Source organism: Zunongwangia sp. SCSIO 43204 (genome assembly GCF_019904275.1).
GTDB lineage: Bacteria > Bacteroidota > Bacteroidia > Flavobacteriales > Flavobacteriaceae > Zunongwangia > Zunongwangia mangrovi.
The window spans coordinates 168,047-183,603 of the sequence record NZ_CP063204.1 but is presented as its reverse complement, the minus strand read 5'-3'; the positions used below and the strand labels follow the sequence as shown (position 1 = coordinate 183,603).

Annotated in this window: 16 protein-coding genes; 14 read left to right on the top strand and 2 right to left on the bottom strand. The window is 35.8% G+C overall.

Annotated features, from left to right (window positions below):
• Position 1 precedes the first annotated feature (1 nt).
• The 14 genes from secY (at position 2) to ctlX (ending at position 12,554) form a co-directional block, all read left to right on the top strand.
• On the top strand, positions 2-1,336 hold the full coding sequence (gene secY / locus INR75_RS00915; RefSeq protein WP_092543146.1) for a preprotein translocase subunit SecY: 1,335 nt from the start codon (positions 2-4) through the stop codon (positions 1,334-1,336).
• Positions 1,337-1,338: 2 nt separating this feature from the next.
• Positions 1,339-1,554, top strand: coding sequence for a translation initiation factor IF-1 (gene infA / locus INR75_RS00910; protein ID WP_013073244.1), 216 nt, complete (start codon positions 1,339-1,341; stop codon positions 1,552-1,554).
• Between the two features lie 117 nt (positions 1,555-1,671).
• Positions 1,672-1,788: a type B 50S ribosomal protein L36 gene (gene ykgO, locus INR75_RS00905; RefSeq protein WP_010519235.1), complete on the top strand. Its 117-nt coding sequence runs from the start codon at positions 1,672-1,674 to the stop codon at positions 1,786-1,788.
• A gap of 2 nt (positions 1,789-1,790) precedes the next feature.
• Positions 1,791-2,165: a 30S ribosomal protein S13 gene (gene rpsM / locus INR75_RS00900; RefSeq protein WP_013073243.1), complete on the top strand. Its 375-nt coding sequence runs from the start codon at positions 1,791-1,793 to the stop codon at positions 2,163-2,165.
• Between the two features lie 8 nt (positions 2,166-2,173).
• Positions 2,174-2,566, top strand: coding sequence for a 30S ribosomal protein S11 (rpsK, locus tag INR75_RS00895; protein ID WP_092543144.1), 393 nt, complete (start codon positions 2,174-2,176; stop codon positions 2,564-2,566).
• An 86-nt stretch (positions 2,567-2,652) separates the two neighbouring features.
• Entirely contained in the window at positions 2,653-3,258 is a 606-nt protein-coding gene (gene rpsD / locus INR75_RS00890; protein WP_092543142.1) for a 30S ribosomal protein S4, read from the top strand.
• 20 nt (positions 3,259-3,278) lie between these two features.
• A complete protein-coding gene (locus tag INR75_RS00885) occupies positions 3,279-4,271 on the top strand; it encodes a DNA-directed RNA polymerase subunit alpha (RefSeq protein ID WP_223090401.1) in 993 nt (330 codons plus the stop codon).
• A gap of 34 nt (positions 4,272-4,305) precedes the next feature.
• Complete coding sequence (rplQ, locus tag INR75_RS00880; protein WP_223090400.1) at positions 4,306-4,797, top strand: 50S ribosomal protein L17; 492 nt, start codon at positions 4,306-4,308, stop codon at positions 4,795-4,797.
• Positions 4,798-4,916: 119 nt separating this feature from the next.
• A complete protein-coding gene (gene carA, locus INR75_RS00875) occupies positions 4,917-6,029 on the top strand; it encodes a glutamine-hydrolyzing carbamoyl-phosphate synthase small subunit (protein ID WP_223090399.1) in 1,113 nt (370 codons plus the stop codon).
• Positions 6,030-6,233: 204 nt separating this feature from the next.
• Positions 6,234-7,523, top strand: coding sequence for a phosphopyruvate hydratase (gene eno / locus INR75_RS00870; protein ID WP_092543136.1), 1,290 nt, complete (start codon positions 6,234-6,236; stop codon positions 7,521-7,523).
• Positions 7,524-7,673: 150 nt separating this feature from the next.
• Entirely contained in the window at positions 7,674-9,215 is a 1,542-nt protein-coding gene (locus INR75_RS00865) for a glycogen synthase (protein ID WP_223090398.1), read from the top strand.
• 137 nt (positions 9,216-9,352) lie between these two features.
• Complete coding sequence (locus INR75_RS00860) at positions 9,353-10,636, top strand: citrate synthase (RefSeq protein ID WP_223090397.1); 1,284 nt, start codon at positions 9,353-9,355, stop codon at positions 10,634-10,636.
• A gap of 42 nt (positions 10,637-10,678) precedes the next feature.
• Positions 10,679-11,626, top strand: a complete 948-nt coding sequence (locus INR75_RS00855; protein ID WP_223090396.1) for a dimethylarginine dimethylaminohydrolase family protein — start codon at positions 10,679-10,681, stop codon at positions 11,624-11,626.
• 1 nt (position 11,627) lies between these two features.
• Positions 11,628-12,554, top strand: coding sequence for a citrulline utilization hydrolase CtlX (gene ctlX, locus INR75_RS00850; RefSeq protein WP_223090395.1), 927 nt, complete (start codon positions 11,628-11,630; stop codon positions 12,552-12,554).
• Here the strand turns inward: ctlX and INR75_RS00845 are convergent.
• Positions 12,551-14,074 carry a BCCT family transporter gene (locus INR75_RS00845; protein ID WP_255584609.1) on the bottom strand — a complete coding sequence of 508 codons (1,524 nt, stop codon included), beginning with the start codon at positions 14,072-14,074 and terminating at the stop codon, positions 12,551-12,553. The genes ctlX and INR75_RS00845 overlap by 4 nt on opposite strands.
• Entirely contained in the window at positions 14,043-15,488 is a 1,446-nt protein-coding gene (locus tag INR75_RS00840; RefSeq protein WP_223090394.1) for an SDR family oxidoreductase, read from the bottom strand. Before INR75_RS00840 ends, INR75_RS00845 begins: the two co-directional genes overlap by 32 nt.
• Positions 15,489-15,557 lie beyond the last annotated feature (69 nt).

The following is a 15,557-nucleotide window of genomic DNA, read 5'->3' as shown; positions in this document are numbered from 1 at the left end:
AATGAAATTCATCAATACTATAAAAAATATTTGGAAAATCGAGGAGCTAAAAAACCGTATTTTAGTAAGCCTCGGTTTACTTTTAGTTTATCGATTTGGAACTCAGGTTGTACTTCCTGGGATAGATGCTAGTCAATTAGCAAATTTGGCTAATCAGACAGATAGTGGTTTATTGGGATTACTTAATGCTTTCACTGGAGGTGCATTTTCTAATGCATCTATATTTGCATTAGGTATTATGCCTTATATCTCAGCTTCTATTGTTGTGCAGTTGATGGGAATTGCTATTCCTTATCTGCAAAAGCTTCAAAAAGAAGGTGAGAGTGGTCGTAAGAAAATAAACCAAATTACCAGATGGTTAACCATAGCTATAACTTTAGTTCAGGGTCCAGGTTATATCTATAATCTGTTCAATACATTACCGCAAAATGCATTTCTTTTAGGTGATAGTTTATCTTTCATCGTTTCTTCTGTGATTATCCTTACTACAGGAACAATTTTCGCCATGTGGTTAGGTGAGAAAATTACAGATAAAGGAATTGGTAATGGTATCTCCCTTTTAATTATGGTTGGTATCATTGCTACGCTTCCGCAAGCATTTCTTCAGGAATTTGCTTCAAGATTTGATGGTAGTGGTGGACTTATTATGGTATTGATCGAGTTAGCTATTTGGTTCGCTATTATTTTAGCTGCTGTAATGTTGGTGATGGCCGTGCGCCAAATTCCGGTGCAGTACGCTAGAAGATCTGCTACAGGTGGTTATGAGAAAAACGTATTTGGTTCAAGACAATATATTCCTTTAAAGCTTAATGCTTCAGGAGTTATGCCAATTATATTTGCTCAGGCTATTATGTTTATACCGGTAGCTTTGGCTGGCCTTTCAGATTCTGATGCAGCACAGGGTGTTACAGCTGCTTTTAGTGATATTTTTGGTTTTTGGTATAATTTGGTTTTCGCCTTATTGATAATTGTATTTACATATTTCTATACTGCGATCACTGTACCAACAAATAAAATGGCTGATGATCTTAAGCGTAGTGGAGGTTTTATTCCTGGTATTCGTCCAGGTACCGAAACTGCGGAATATTTAGATCGTATTATGTCTCAAATTACACTTCCTGGATCTGTATTCTTAGCTATTATTGCAATTTTCCCTGCAATAATCGTGAAATTGTTAGGTGTTCAACAAGGATGGGCACTGTTTTTTGGAGGTACCTCTCTATTAATTTTAGTTGGAGTTGCAATCGATACTATGCAGCAGGTGAATTCTTATTTGCTGAATAGACACTATGACGGATTAATGAAAACAGGTAAAAATAGAAAAGCAGTAGCTTAATTATGGCAAAGCAACCAGCAATTGAACAAGATGGAACTATAATCGAAGCATTGTCTAACGCAATGTTTCGTGTAGAGTTAGAAAATGGTCACGTCGTGACCGCGCATATCTCTGGTAAAATGCGTATGCATTACATTAAATTGTTGCCAGGTGATAAGGTAAAATTAGAGATGAGCCCTTATGATTTAAGTAAGGCGCGCATAACTTACAGATACTAAGAAGTAAATTAAGCTATTAATAATTTTTTCACTACTTTTGCATCCTGAAAAAATTATTAGGCAAAAAGCCGAATGTGAATTTATTATTGCATCTGGCGTTTATAAAAAACTAGAAAGATGAAAGTTAGAGCATCAATAAAGAAAAGAAGTGCCGACTGTAAAATTGTACGCAGAAAAGGGCGCCTTTACGTGATTAATAAAAAGAATCCTAGATTTAAACAAAGACAAGGCTAATTATGGCAAGAATTGCAGGGGTAGATATACCTAAACAAAAGCGAGGAGTTATAGCGTTAACCTATATCTTCGGAATTGGCAAAAGCAGGGCTCAGGAAATACTTGCAGAAGCCAAAGTTGATGAGAGTAAAAAAGTTTCAGACTGGAACGATGATGAAATTGGTCGTATCCGTGAAGCTGTAGGTAACTACACAATCGAAGGAGAATTACGTACTGAAGTTCAGATGAGTATCAAGCGTCTAATGGATATTGGATGTTATAGAGGTATTCGTCATAGATCTGGGTTGCCATTAAGAGGTCAGAGAACTAAGAACAACTCTAGAACTAGAAAAGGTAGAAGAAAAACTGTTGCTAATAAGAAAAAAGCAACTAAATAATAAGTAATATGGCAAAGTCAACAAAATCAGCTCAAAAGAAACGTAAAGTAAATGTTGAGTCTATTGGAGAAGCTCATGTTACTGCTTCTTTTAATAACATTATCATTTCTTTGACTAACAAAAAAGGAGATGTTATTTCTTGGTCATCAGCCGGTAAAATGGGCTTTAGAGGATCTAAGAAAAATACTCCATACGCTGCACAGTTAGCATCTGAAGATGCTTCTAAAGTAGCACACGAAGCTGGTCTTCGTAAGGTAAAAGTATACGTTAAGGGACCTGGTAATGGTAGAGAATCTGCTATTAGATCTATTCATAATAGTGGTATCGAAGTTACAGAGATCGTTGATGTTACTCCATTACCTCATAATGGATGTCGTCCTCCTAAAAGACGTAGAGTATAATTAATTATATAAATAGAAGAGGAAATTACGATTATCGAAGGACGTATGCCTTAATTCATAATCCCTCTTCAATAAATCAATTTTAAATGGCAAGATATACTGGTCCAAAGACTAAAATAGCTCGTAAATTTGGTGAAGCTATATTTGGAGATGATAAATCTTTTGAAAAAAGAAATTATCCTCCAGGACAACACGGTAATAACCGTCGTAGAGGTAAAAAATCTGAATATGCGATCCAGCTTATGGAGAAGCAAAAAGCTAAATATACTTATGGTATACTAGAGCGTCAATTCAGAAATATGTTCGAAAAAGCTACAAGTTCTCAGGGAATTACTGGTGAGGTTTTACTTCAGCTTTGTGAATCAAGATTAGATAATGTTGTATTTAGATTAGGTGTTGCTCCTTCAAGAAGGGCTGCTAGACAACTTGTTTCTCACAGACATATTACTGTTAACGGAGAGTTAGTAAATATTCCTTCTTACCACTTGAAAGCTGGTGATGTTATTGGTGTAAGAGAGAAATCTAAGTCTCTACAAGTTATTCAAGATTCATTAGCTAATAATAGCAATGTTTACGAATGGATAACTTGGAATAACGAAACTAAACAAGGAACGTTTGTTTCGGTACCTGGAAGAGTTCAGATTCCAGAAAACATTAATGAACAATTCATCGTCGAATTATATTCGAAATAATAATTCACAGAAGTCGTAATATGGCAATACTAAATTTTCAGAAGCCCGATAAAGTTATAATGATTGACTCTACAGATTTTGAGGGGAAATTTGAATTTCGTCCTTTAGAGCCTGGATATGGGTTAACCGTTGGTAACGCTTTAAGAAGAGTGCTGTTATCATCTTTAGAGGGATTCGCGGTCACTTCGGTTCGTATCGAAGGTGTTGATCACGAATTCTCAACAATTCCTGGAGTTGTAGAAGATGTAACAGAAATAATATTGAATCTTAAACAAGTAAGATTCAAAAGGCAAATTGATGAAATAGATAACGAAGCCGTTACAATTTCTGTTTCTGGTGAAGAAGAACTAACCGCTGGTCATTTCCAGAAATTTATTTCTGGTTTTCAGGTATTAAACCCTGAACTAGTGATTTGTCATCTTGATAGTAAAGTTAATATCAATATGGAGATTACTATTGAAAAGGGTAGAGGTTATGTTCCGGCAGAAGAAAATAAAAAGGCCAATGCTCCTTTAGGAACGATTTTTACAGATTCTATTTACACTCCTATAAAGAATGTAAAATATAGTATCGAAAACTATCGTGTAGAGCAAAAGACTGATTATGAAAAACTTGTTTTTGAAATTATCAGTGATGGTTCTATTCATCCTAAAGATGCGTTAACTGAAGCTGCCAAGACTTTAATTCACCATTTCATGTTGTTCTCTGATGAGCGTATTACGTTAGAGGCTGATGAAATTGCACAAACTGAAACTTATGATGAAGAATCTCTTCACATGAGACAGCTACTAAAAACAAAATTAGTAGATATGGACCTTTCAGTTAGAGCATTAAATTGTTTAAAAGCGGCTGAAGTTGATACCTTAGGTGATCTTGTTTCTTACAATAAAAATGATCTTATGAAGTTCCGTAACTTCGGTAAGAAGTCTTTAACAGAACTTGAAGAGCTAGTAAGTAACAAAGGGTTAAACTTTGGTATGGATCTTTCAAAATATAAATTAGATAAGGACTAATTCACTTTTGTGAATTACTCTAAAAAGAATAGTAATGAGACACGGAAAGAAAATAAATCATTTAGGTAGAAAGACCGCTCATCGTAAGTCGATGTTAGCAAATATGGGGTCTTCACTAATTGAGCATAAGCGCATCAATACTACTGTGGCTAAGGCAAAAGCTTTAAAAGTTTTTATTGAGCCATTAGTAACTAAGTCTAAAGAAGATACTACTCACAATAGAAGAATCGTTTTCAGTAAATTACGTGATAAATATGCTGTAAGTGAATTATTTCGTGAAGTAGCTCCTAAAGTAGGAGATCGTCCAGGAGGATATACCAGAATTATCAAGCTAGGTAATCGTCTTGGTGATAACGCTGATATGGCAATGATCGAATTAGTAGATTTTAACGAAACTTATAACGTTAATAAGCCTGCTAAGAAGAAATCAACTCGTAGAGCTGGTAAAAGAAACACTGCAGAGGCTGAAGCTCCAAAGGCTGAAGAAACGAAGCAGGAAGAAAAAGACGATAAAAAAGAAGAATAAATGATTCTTTACTATCAATAATTTTTAAAAGGATAAACTCTCTGGGTTTGTCCTTTTTTTATATCTAATTAGCATTCATTTTTAATATTCCTTAAATTTAGATCGTATTATTTTTTAGTATGAAATATCAAACAAGAAAAAAAGCCATCATTTTATTAGCAGACGGAACCATCTTTCATGGGAAATTAGTAGGTACCAAAGAAGGTAGCGCTGTAGGAGAAGTTTGTTTTAATACAGGAATGACCGGTTATCAGGAAATCTTTACAGATCCATCTTATTTTGGTCAGTTAATGGTTACTACCAATGCACATATTGGTAACTATGGTACCAATGAAGGTGAAAATGAATCTGACGGAGCAAAGATCGCAGGCTTAATTTGTAAAAATTTTAGTTACGACCAATCCAGACCAGCTGCAGATCAAACGTTACAAGAGTTTCTTGATGAAAGTAATTTATTCGCCATCTCAGATGTAGATACTCGAGCTTTGGTTACTTATATACGCGAAAATGGAGCAATGAATGCCATTATTTCTACAGATGTAGATAATATAGATGCTTTAAAAGCTGAATTGGCCGAAGTGCCAGATATGAATGGTTTAGAATTAGCATCTAAAGTTTCTACTAAAGAACCATATTACTTTGGAGAAGAAGATGCTACTTATAAAGTTGCTGCCTTAGATGTAGGTATTAAAAGAAATATCCTCAGAAATCTTGCTCAGCGAGACGTTTACGTAAAGGTCTTTCCTTACGATGCCACGTATGAAGATATGAGTGAATGGAATCCAGATGGTTACTTTCTTTCAAATGGTCCTGGTGATCCACAACCTTTAGAAAGTGCTGTTCAATTAGCTAAAGATATTATAGAGAAGGATCATCCATTATTTGGTATTTGTTTAGGCCACCAGATTATTGCCTTGGCAAATGGAATCCCTACTTATAAAATGCATCATGGACATAGAGGTATAAATCATCCTGTAAAAAATCTAAAAACAGGTAAAGGAGAGATTACTTCTCAAAATCACGGTTTTGCCGTAGATAAGGAAGCAACAGAATCTCATCCAAATGTAGAGATCACTCATATCTGCTTAAATGATAGTACTGTAGGTGGATTGCAGATGACAAATAAAAACTGTTTTTCTGTACAATATCATCCAGAGGCCAGTCCCGGACCTCATGACGCAAGTTATTTATTCGATGAGTTTTTAGATCGTATAAAGCAGGTAAAAGCATAGAAACTGAAAAGCCGGGATTTATTTCCGGCTTTTTTATTCTTAGTAATTAGTTGTTTAACAAATTCCTATCGATAGAACACTAATTTTATTTTATCGAAAACGTTTTAGGTAAAATACTTGTTATATTATAAATTATTCCTCGTTTTTTTATTGCTGTATTCGTATCTTGCAGACTAATCAATTAATTAAATTATAATTCAGACTATGAGTGCTATAGTAAATATTCATGCACGTCAAATTTTTGACTCCAGAGGTAACCCTACAGTTGAAGTAGATGTAATCACAGAAAACGGAATATTAGGAAGGGCAGCAGTTCCTTCTGGAGCTTCTACAGGTGAGCATGAGGCTGTAGAACTTCGCGATGGTGGGGACGACTTTATGGGTAAAGGTGTTCTTACTGCCGTAGAAAATGTGAATTCAAAAATTGCAGAGCAACTACTAGGATATTCAGTATTCGAACAAAATTTAATCGACCAGGCAATGATCGATCTTGATGGGACTTCGAATAAATCTAAATTGGGTGCTAATGCAATTTTAGGTGTTTCTTTAGCGGTAGCTAAGGCAGCAGCAAATGAACTTGGTCTTCCTTTATATCGTTACGTTGGTGGTGTAAGCGCAAATACGCTTCCTGTACCAATGATGAACATTATAAACGGTGGATCTCACAGTGATGCTCCAATTGCATTTCAGGAATTTATGATCATGCCAGTAAAAGCAGCAAGCTTTTCAGAAGCGATCAAAATGGGAACAGAGATCTTCCATAACCTTAAAAAAGTATTGCACGATAGAGGTTTAAGTACAGCTGTTGGTGATGAAGGAGGATTTGCTCCAACTTTAGATGGTACAGAAGATGCTTTAGAAACAATCTTAAAAGCTATCGAAAAAGCTGGATACAAAGGAGGAGATGAAGTTATGATCGCTTTAGATTGTGCTTCAGCAGAATTCTACGAAGAAGGCAAATATAACTATGCTAAATTCGAAGGTGATAAGGGTGTTGTTCGTACTAGCGAAGAGCAGGCAGATTACCTTGCTGAATTAGCTTCTAAATATCCTATCATCTCAATTGAAGACGGTATGGACGAAAACGACTGGGATGGATGGAAAGCTCTTACAGATAAAGTAGGAGATAAAGTTCAGCTAGTAGGAGATGACCTTTACGTAACTAATGTAGAGCGTTTATCTAGAGGTATCGAAGAAGGTATCGCAAACTCTATCCTTATTAAAGTAAACCAAATTGGTACGTTAACTGAAACTATCGCAGCTGTAAATATGGCGCATAATGCAGGTTATACTTCAGTAATGTCTCACCGTTCTGGTGAAACTGAAGATAATACTATTGCAGATTTAGCGGTAGCATTAAATACAGGACAAATTAAAACTGGTTCAGCTTCAAGAAGTGATCGTATGGCTAAGTACAATCAATTAATAAGAATTGAAGAAGAATTAGGAAGTGTAGCTTATTTCCCAAAAGAAAAAGCTTTTAAGCTGAAATAAGATATTATTTACAAAATATTCTTTTAGAAAGCCTTTCATTAATTTGGAAGGCTTTTTTATTTTAATTTAATATTCTTTTAATCAAATGTTTGAAGATTAATAATTAACTTTTGCGGAATAAATGTTCTAACCAATCCTAACCAGATTTCAATGCATAATTTCCTATTCGTAGCTTCAGAAAATGATGCTATTCCCCACTGCAAGGCCGGAGGCATGGGTGATGTAATACGCGATGTCCCCAGGCAAATTTCTCAAAAAGGCGATACCGTTCATGTGGTTGTTCCTTCTTATTCGAGACTTCATCAAAATGCTAATTTCATTTCAAATTTAAATTTTAAGCTTCGCGGAGTCGATTATATGGCCGAGATCTATGAGGTTACCCCTAAAAAAGATTTTCCGGGAATAACGCATTATGTGATTCATCATCCAGAAATTGAAGCGGGCGATATTGCTCATATTTATCACAATGATCTTGCTGAACCATTTTATACAGATGCTATAAAGTATTTTATCTTTTGTACAGCCGTAGCCCAAGCCGTTAAGATCGGAGTTTTTGGAGATCTGGATGTAATTCATCTACACGACTGGCATGCAAGTATGGTTTTATTCTTAAGAAGATATCATCAGGATTTTAAATGTCTGCAGGATATTCGTGTAATCTATAGCATTCATAATTTGGCCATACAGGGAATTCGTCCTTTTGCTGATAATTATTCGTCTATTAAGAATTTCTTTCCAGATGTAGATTTTAACTATGATGAGCTTAAAGATAGACGCTACCAGGATTGTATAAATATGATGGCTTTAGGAATTCGCTTTTCTGATGCCGTACATACCGTTTCTCCAAGTTATAAGAGAGATGTGCTGTATCCAAGTAATCCACCAGAATTTATTGGTGGAGAAGGTTTAGAAGAAGATCTTAAACAGGCTGATAGAGAGGGAAGATTCATAGGGATTCTTAATGGCTGTAATTATAGAAATATCCGCAGAGCGAGAAAAAATAATCTATATTTCAATATAGCTTCTGCGATCTTTAAATGGATGCAGCAGGAATCTAAAAAGTATAAAGCAGATTTCTTAGCGCATACAGGAGAGAAAGTAATGCCTTATTTAAAAAGAAAGCCAGAATTTGTGTGTTCTAGTGTGGCAAGACTGACCGAGCAAAAATTTTACTTTTTTAAACGTTCTCCAGAAGCTTTTTTAGAAATACTTGATCTTCTTGCTGAAGTCAATGGAATATTTATACTGCTAGGTACAGGCGCGCCGGAATACGAAGAGCTTTTACGCAAAATAAGTCACGAGAAAGAAAACTTCTTATTTATAAATGGCCAAAATGAAGATGTGATTGATAGTATTTATCTGGAAACCAATCTTTATTTTATGCCAAGCTTGTTTGAGCCTTGTGGTATAAGCCAGATGCTTGCGATGCGAAATGGACATCCTTGTTTGGTTCATTATACGGGTGGTCTTATCGACACAGTAAAGCATTTAGAGACCGGTTTTGTTTTTGATGGAACAAGCTACGATAAAAAGGTATCGAATATGGTCCAATCCTTCAAACAGATCTTAAACCTGTTTTTCGAGGATAAAGCCAAATGGAGAACAATAGAGCAAAACGCTAAAAAAGAACGTTTCACCTGGAAAAAATCTGTAGACGATTACTATAAATCACTCTATAAATTACCAGCATAAAAGATTCTTATATTTAAATAAGCTAAATCTCTTGAAACCCTTGTTAATAATAGCATAATAGCTTGGTTTTAATTGAATATAAGCTTAGATTTTATTAAATTCGCAATCGATTAATTTAAATTTTGTAATTCAATACAATGTCAGATAAAGCTATATTAGAATATCAGGGAAAAAAATATGAGTTTCCAGTAACAGAGGGAACCGAAGGTGAACTGGGTATAAATATTAAAACCCTTCGATCTGAAGCCGGAATGATAACTTTAGACCGTGGCTACAAGAACACAGGAAGCTGTGAGAGTGCCATCACTTTTCTAGACGGTGAAAAAGGGATCTTAAGGTATAGAGGCTATGCTATCGAAGACCTTGCTGAAAAAGCAGATTTTCTTGAAGTAGCTTATCTTTTGATCTTTGGTGAATTGCCAAATAAAGAGCAATTAGATAAATTCTCTGCAGATATTAGAGACGAGTCTGAAGTAGATGAAGAAATGAAAAAGATTTTGGATGGTTTTCCAAAGTCGGCACACCCAATGGGCGTTCTTTCTTCTTTAACTAGTGCATTAATTGCTTTTAACCCATCTTCAGTAAATGTAGATTCTGAGGAAGAAATGTATAAAGCAATTGTAAAGATTCTAGGTAAATTCCCAGTGCTTGTTGCATGGACGTTAAGAAAGAAGAATAGTCTTCCATTAAACTACGGTGACGATTCATTAGGATATGTAGAAAACCTACATAAAATGATGTTCGAAAAGCCAGGTAAAAAATATAACGTAGATCAATCTGTGATCGATGCTTTAGATAAATTATTAATTCTTCATGCAGATCACGAACAAAACTGTTCGGCATCTACTGTAAGAATGGTAGGTTCTTCTCACGCAGGTTTATTTGCTTCTATTTCTGCTGGTATTTCAGCACTTTGGGGACCACTTCATGGTGGAGCAAACCAGGCAGTGATTGAAATGTTAGAAGGAATTAAGCAAGATGGTGGTGATACCCACAAATTCATGCAAAAAGCGAAGGATAAAGAAGATCCTTTCCGTTTAATGGGCTTTGGACACCGCGTTTACAAAAACTTCGATCCACGTGCTAAGATCATTAAGAAATCTGCAGACGAAGTTCTTGGAGGTTTAGGTATCGAAGATCCAGTATTAGATATCGCAAAAGGTTTAGAAAAAGAAGCTTTAGAAGACGATTATTTCGTACAAAGAAAATTATATCCAAACGTAGATTTCTATTCAGGAATTATCTACAGAGCTTTAGGTATTCCAGTAGAAATGTTTACAGTAATGTTTGCTTTAGGTCGTCTTCCTGGATGGATCGCTCAATGGAGAGAGATGAGACTTAAGAAAGAACCTATTGGTAGACCACGCCAAATTTATGTAGGTGCAAATCTTAGAGATTTTAAAGTAGTAGGCGAAAGATAAGCCACGCTTTATTATAAATAATTTAAAAAGCTCCATTATTAAATGGGGCTTTTTCTATATTTGGAAAAATTTTTAGTGATGCACTTAAAGATCAATAACGAAACTTCTAGGCTTAGAGCTGTTGTTTTAGGTACCGCTAAAAGTAACGGTGGAGCGCCCGAACTTGATGAAGCTTACGATCCAAAATCTATAGAACATATCAAAGCTGGTACATACCCGCAAGAAGAGGATATGGTAAAAGAGATGGAAGCGGTAGCAAATGTTTTAAAGAAATATGACGTAGAAGTTTTTCGTCCCCAGATTATCGAAAATTACAACCAGATTTTTACCAGAGATATCGCCTTTGTGATCGAAGATAAATTTGTAAAAGCAAACATTCTTCCAGATCGAGAAAAAGAGATTAAAGCAATTCAGCATGTGATCGACCAGATTGCTCCAGAGAAAATTGTAAAACTTCCAGAAGAGGCGCATATCGAAGGAGGTGATGTAATGCCTTTTGGCGATTACATTTTGGTTGGAACTTATAGCGGAGATGATTATCCAGATTATATTACGGCTAGAACAAATACACAGGCTGTAAAAGCACTTCAGAAATTATTTCCGAAGAAAAAAGTAGTTTCCTTCAACCTTAAAAAGAGCAATGTAGATCCAAAAGAAAATGCACTGCATTTGGATTGTTGCTTTCAGCCGGTAGGAAAAGATAAAGCTATTATTTATAAAGGTGGCTTTTTGGATTCTAAAGAATATCAGTGGCTGGTTAATTTATTCGGAGAAAAAAACATCTTCGAAATTACCAAAGATGAGATGTACAATATGAATTCGAACATATTTTCTATTTCTAAAAACGTGGTTATTTCCGAAGAAAAATTTACACGTCTAAACGATTGGCTTCGATCTCATGGTATTACCGTAGAAGAAGTTCCTTACTCCCAAATCGCAAAGCAGGAAGGTCTATTGCGTTGTTCAACTTTACCCTTAATTAGAGATTAAAATGAAACAGATTACAGATACCGTTTTAATGGTACGTCCAGTAGCTTTTAGAATGAATGAAGAGACTGCGGTAAATAATTATTTTCAGAAAAACTTAAAAGGGAAAGATGTCAATCAAGAAGCAAAGGCCGAGTTTGATGCTTTTGTAAAAAAACTGAAAAGTGTAGGAGTGAAGGTCGTTGTGGTAGATGACGTTGCTGAGGACAATACGCCAGATTCGATTTTTCCGAATAATTGGGTGTCTTTTCACGAAAATGGAGAGATCGCATTGTATCCTATGTTTGCTGAAAATCGACGAAAAGAGCGTCGCTTAGATTATTTTGCGAACCTTGAAGAAGAAGGCTTTAAAATCACCAATATCGTCGATTATACTTCTGCAGAAGATGATGATCTTTTTCTTGAAGGAACAGGAAGCTTGATTTTAGATCGTGAGAATGAAAAGGCTTATTGTGCATTATCACCAAGAGCAGATGAAGATCTTTTGATCGAATTTTGTGAAGATTTCGAATATACTCCCGTAATTTTTAATGCGTATCAAACAGTAGAAGGGAAGCGAAAGCAAATCTATCACACTAACGTGATGATGTGTGTTGCTGAAGAGTTTGCTGTGATCTGTCTGGATACCATAGATGATGCTAAAGAACGTAAAAATGTGCTGAAGCATTTAAAACAGGATCATAAAGAGCTAATAGTTATTTCTGAAGAGCAAATGCATCAATTTGCAGGTAATATGCTTCAGGTACGTGGTGCTTTTGATAAAAAGTATTTAGTGATGAGTGAGCGTGCTCACCAAAGTTTAACACCAGATCAGGTGGCCAAAATTGAAAAGTATTCAGAAATATTAAGTAGTGATCTTAACGTGATCGAAACCTGTGGTGGCGGTAGTGCAAGATGTATGCTTGCTGAAGTTTTCTTGCCAAAAGCCTAATATTTCTTTCGAATTTCGATAACAAATAGAAGCATCATTATTGCTGTGAAAATGGCAAAGGGGAGTGAACCAATAATCAGGAATTTTTGCATGGCATCTAGAACGTCACTTTCTGGTTTTACATTTCCCAAAAGAATGATAGCTTCAGAAAAAATAAGTATCAATACCGCCCAAATCAGGCGGTATTTTTTATTTGGATTTTCATTGCCTTTATCGCTAAACATACTTAACACATAGATAGCCGAATCTACCGAGGTCACCAAAAAGCTAATCAGTAATAAAACGGTTATGATATTTGTAATATTAGAAAGCGGAAAAGCCTCAAAAAATTTAAAGATTGAAGTAAACACATTGCTGAACTCGCCATTATAACTCGGCATACTTTCAATAAGATGAAATGAAGAGCCACCAAAAACACTAAACCATAAAAAGCTCCCTAAAGAAGGCAGGATTAAAACGCCCAATATCATCTCACGTATTGTACGACCTTGTGAAATTCTCGCAATAAAAATTCCGGTGAAGGGTGCCCAAGCCAACCAAAATGCCCAGTAATAATAGGTCCAGTCGGTTAAAAATTGTTTTCCTGGATTAAAATCGCCAATAGCTAAACTCAGCTGAAAAAAGTCTTTGATATAATACCAGGTTGCCGTTAAAAATTGCTCCAAAATTTCAACAATATCGGCTTGTAGCAAAACAAAGATCAATAATGCTATCGTGATATAAATATTCCAGTTAGAAATTCGCTTAATTCCTTTTTCTACGCCTGCGTAAGCTGAAAAAAATGCAAGTAAGCAGATTAGAAAAACCAACGCAATGACGATCCAAAGTGTTCCGGGATCTTTTGTGGTAAGATGACTAATGCCTCCTTCAATTTGCGTAGTTCCAAGTCCAATAGCTGCAACCAAACCAAAAACTGTGGTCAAAATCGTTAAAAGATCGATGCTTTGTGGAATTCCCTTTATTTTTTTAAGCTGAGGTAAACTGCTGCCGAGTAGAATATTGTTTTTTCGAACAAATAAAGAATAGCCAATAAAAAGAGCGAATATCCCATAGAACGCCCAGGCTGTAAATCCCCATTGATAGAAAGTGAATTCTAAAGCAATAATATCATTAGGATAGCCAGTTTTTAAGGGGGGATTTTGATACATATAAACAGGTTCTTGTACCGCACGTAGTAGAATCCCAGCACCCATCCCAGCGCTATAAAGCATCGCGATCCATGAAAGTCGGTCGAATTGCGGTGGAGAATTCCCTAAACGGATTCTTCCGTATTTAGAAAAAGCTATTAGTAAAAGAAAAAGCACGCAAGCTAATCCCAACCATAAATAAAATTCACCAAAAAATTCTCGTACCCAAATAGAAGCAGTGTCGATAAACGAGTAAAATTCCGCAGTAAAAGAAAAAATAAATACCGAAAAAATAAACATTATCAACCCGGCGCAGTAAAACAGCGGATTGTTTTGGATATCGGTATTAAACTTTTTAAAGCTAATTGGCGAGTTGTTTTTCAGATTTGGCATTGGCGATCTTCGTGATCATACCATCAAAGATAAAATAATGAAATGGATACATCGAATACCAGTACATTCTTCCTAACAAACCTTTAGGTCTAAAAGTCGCTGTTTGGTGAATTATATTTTCTTCGTCGATACAAAATTCTAACCAGGCTTCGCCGGGAACTTTCATTTCAGCAAACAGAAGTAATCGCTTTTCCTCTTTATCGGCTAGAAGAACACGCCAGAAATCTAAAGAATCTCCGGGAGCGAGTTCTGTAGGATGCGTACGACCGCGACGCAAACCAACTCCGCCTGCAACTTTATCCAGGTAGCCTCTAATTTTCCAAAGCCAGTTTCCGTAATACCAGCCGTTAAGTCCGCCGATAGACCAAATTCGCTTTAAAGCCTCTTCAGGATTATCTGTTTTCTTTTGTTGCTTGTCTAAAAGACAACCATAGGTGGGCACTTTTATGTATTTGTTTAGCTCTTTTTTAAATCGGCCACTGCTTAAAGAATCTTTCCAGCTTGAAATTACCTGATTTTGTTCAATTTTATAAAAGGCCATTTCAATCGCTTCTTTATAAGAAATAGTCTCAATATTTAAGATTCTTGCCAATTTATCATCACGAGCAATAACTTCAACCTCCATGCTATCCACAAGGTTTTGCGCTAGCTTGTAAGATGTTGAGGTTACAAAATATAGCCAGTAAGACGAGAGTTTTGGAGACATTACCGGTACGCTTAATATCCAGATTTTAAGTCCGCGTACTTCAGCATATTTCTCCATCATTTCCTGATAGGTCAAAATATCGGGACCGCCAATATCAAATGATTGATCATAACATTCTTCGTGACCAATCACTCCCGTTAAAAACTTAATAACATCTCTGATTGCTGTTGGCTGGCATTTGGTGCGAACCCATTGCGGAGTTACCATTACCGGTAACTTTTCACATAGATCTCTAATAATTTCGAAAGAAGAACTTCCAGAACCTACAATAATGGCAGCACGTAAAACAGTAAGATGAAAATCACCTTTATAGAGTATGTCTTCAACCGCCTTACGAGATTTTAAATGCTTGGAAAGCTTATCCTGGTTCACCATTCCGCTTAGGTAAATTACCTGTTTAACGCTGGTTTGGCTCATTAGTTTATTAAAGTTTTTGGCAGCTTCAGCTTCCTGGCTGTCAAAATCTTTGGTATTCCCACTCATCGAATGGATAAGATAATAAGCAATATCGATATTCTTGATTTTTTCAGGAGTTTCTGAATCTTCTAAAAAATCAATTTCAACGATCTCTACCTGGTTGATAAGTTCTTTGCTGGAAAACCTGTTCTTATTGCGAACGGCGCAAATTACTTCATGTCCCTGTTCAATAAGTTCAGGCAGCAATCGCATTCCTATGTAACCATTAGCACCGGTAAGTAAGATTCGCATAGATCAAGTATTCTTTTAAAATTAATCTCCTCAAATTAGTATTTTAATTACTACCTTCCCATAGGATTA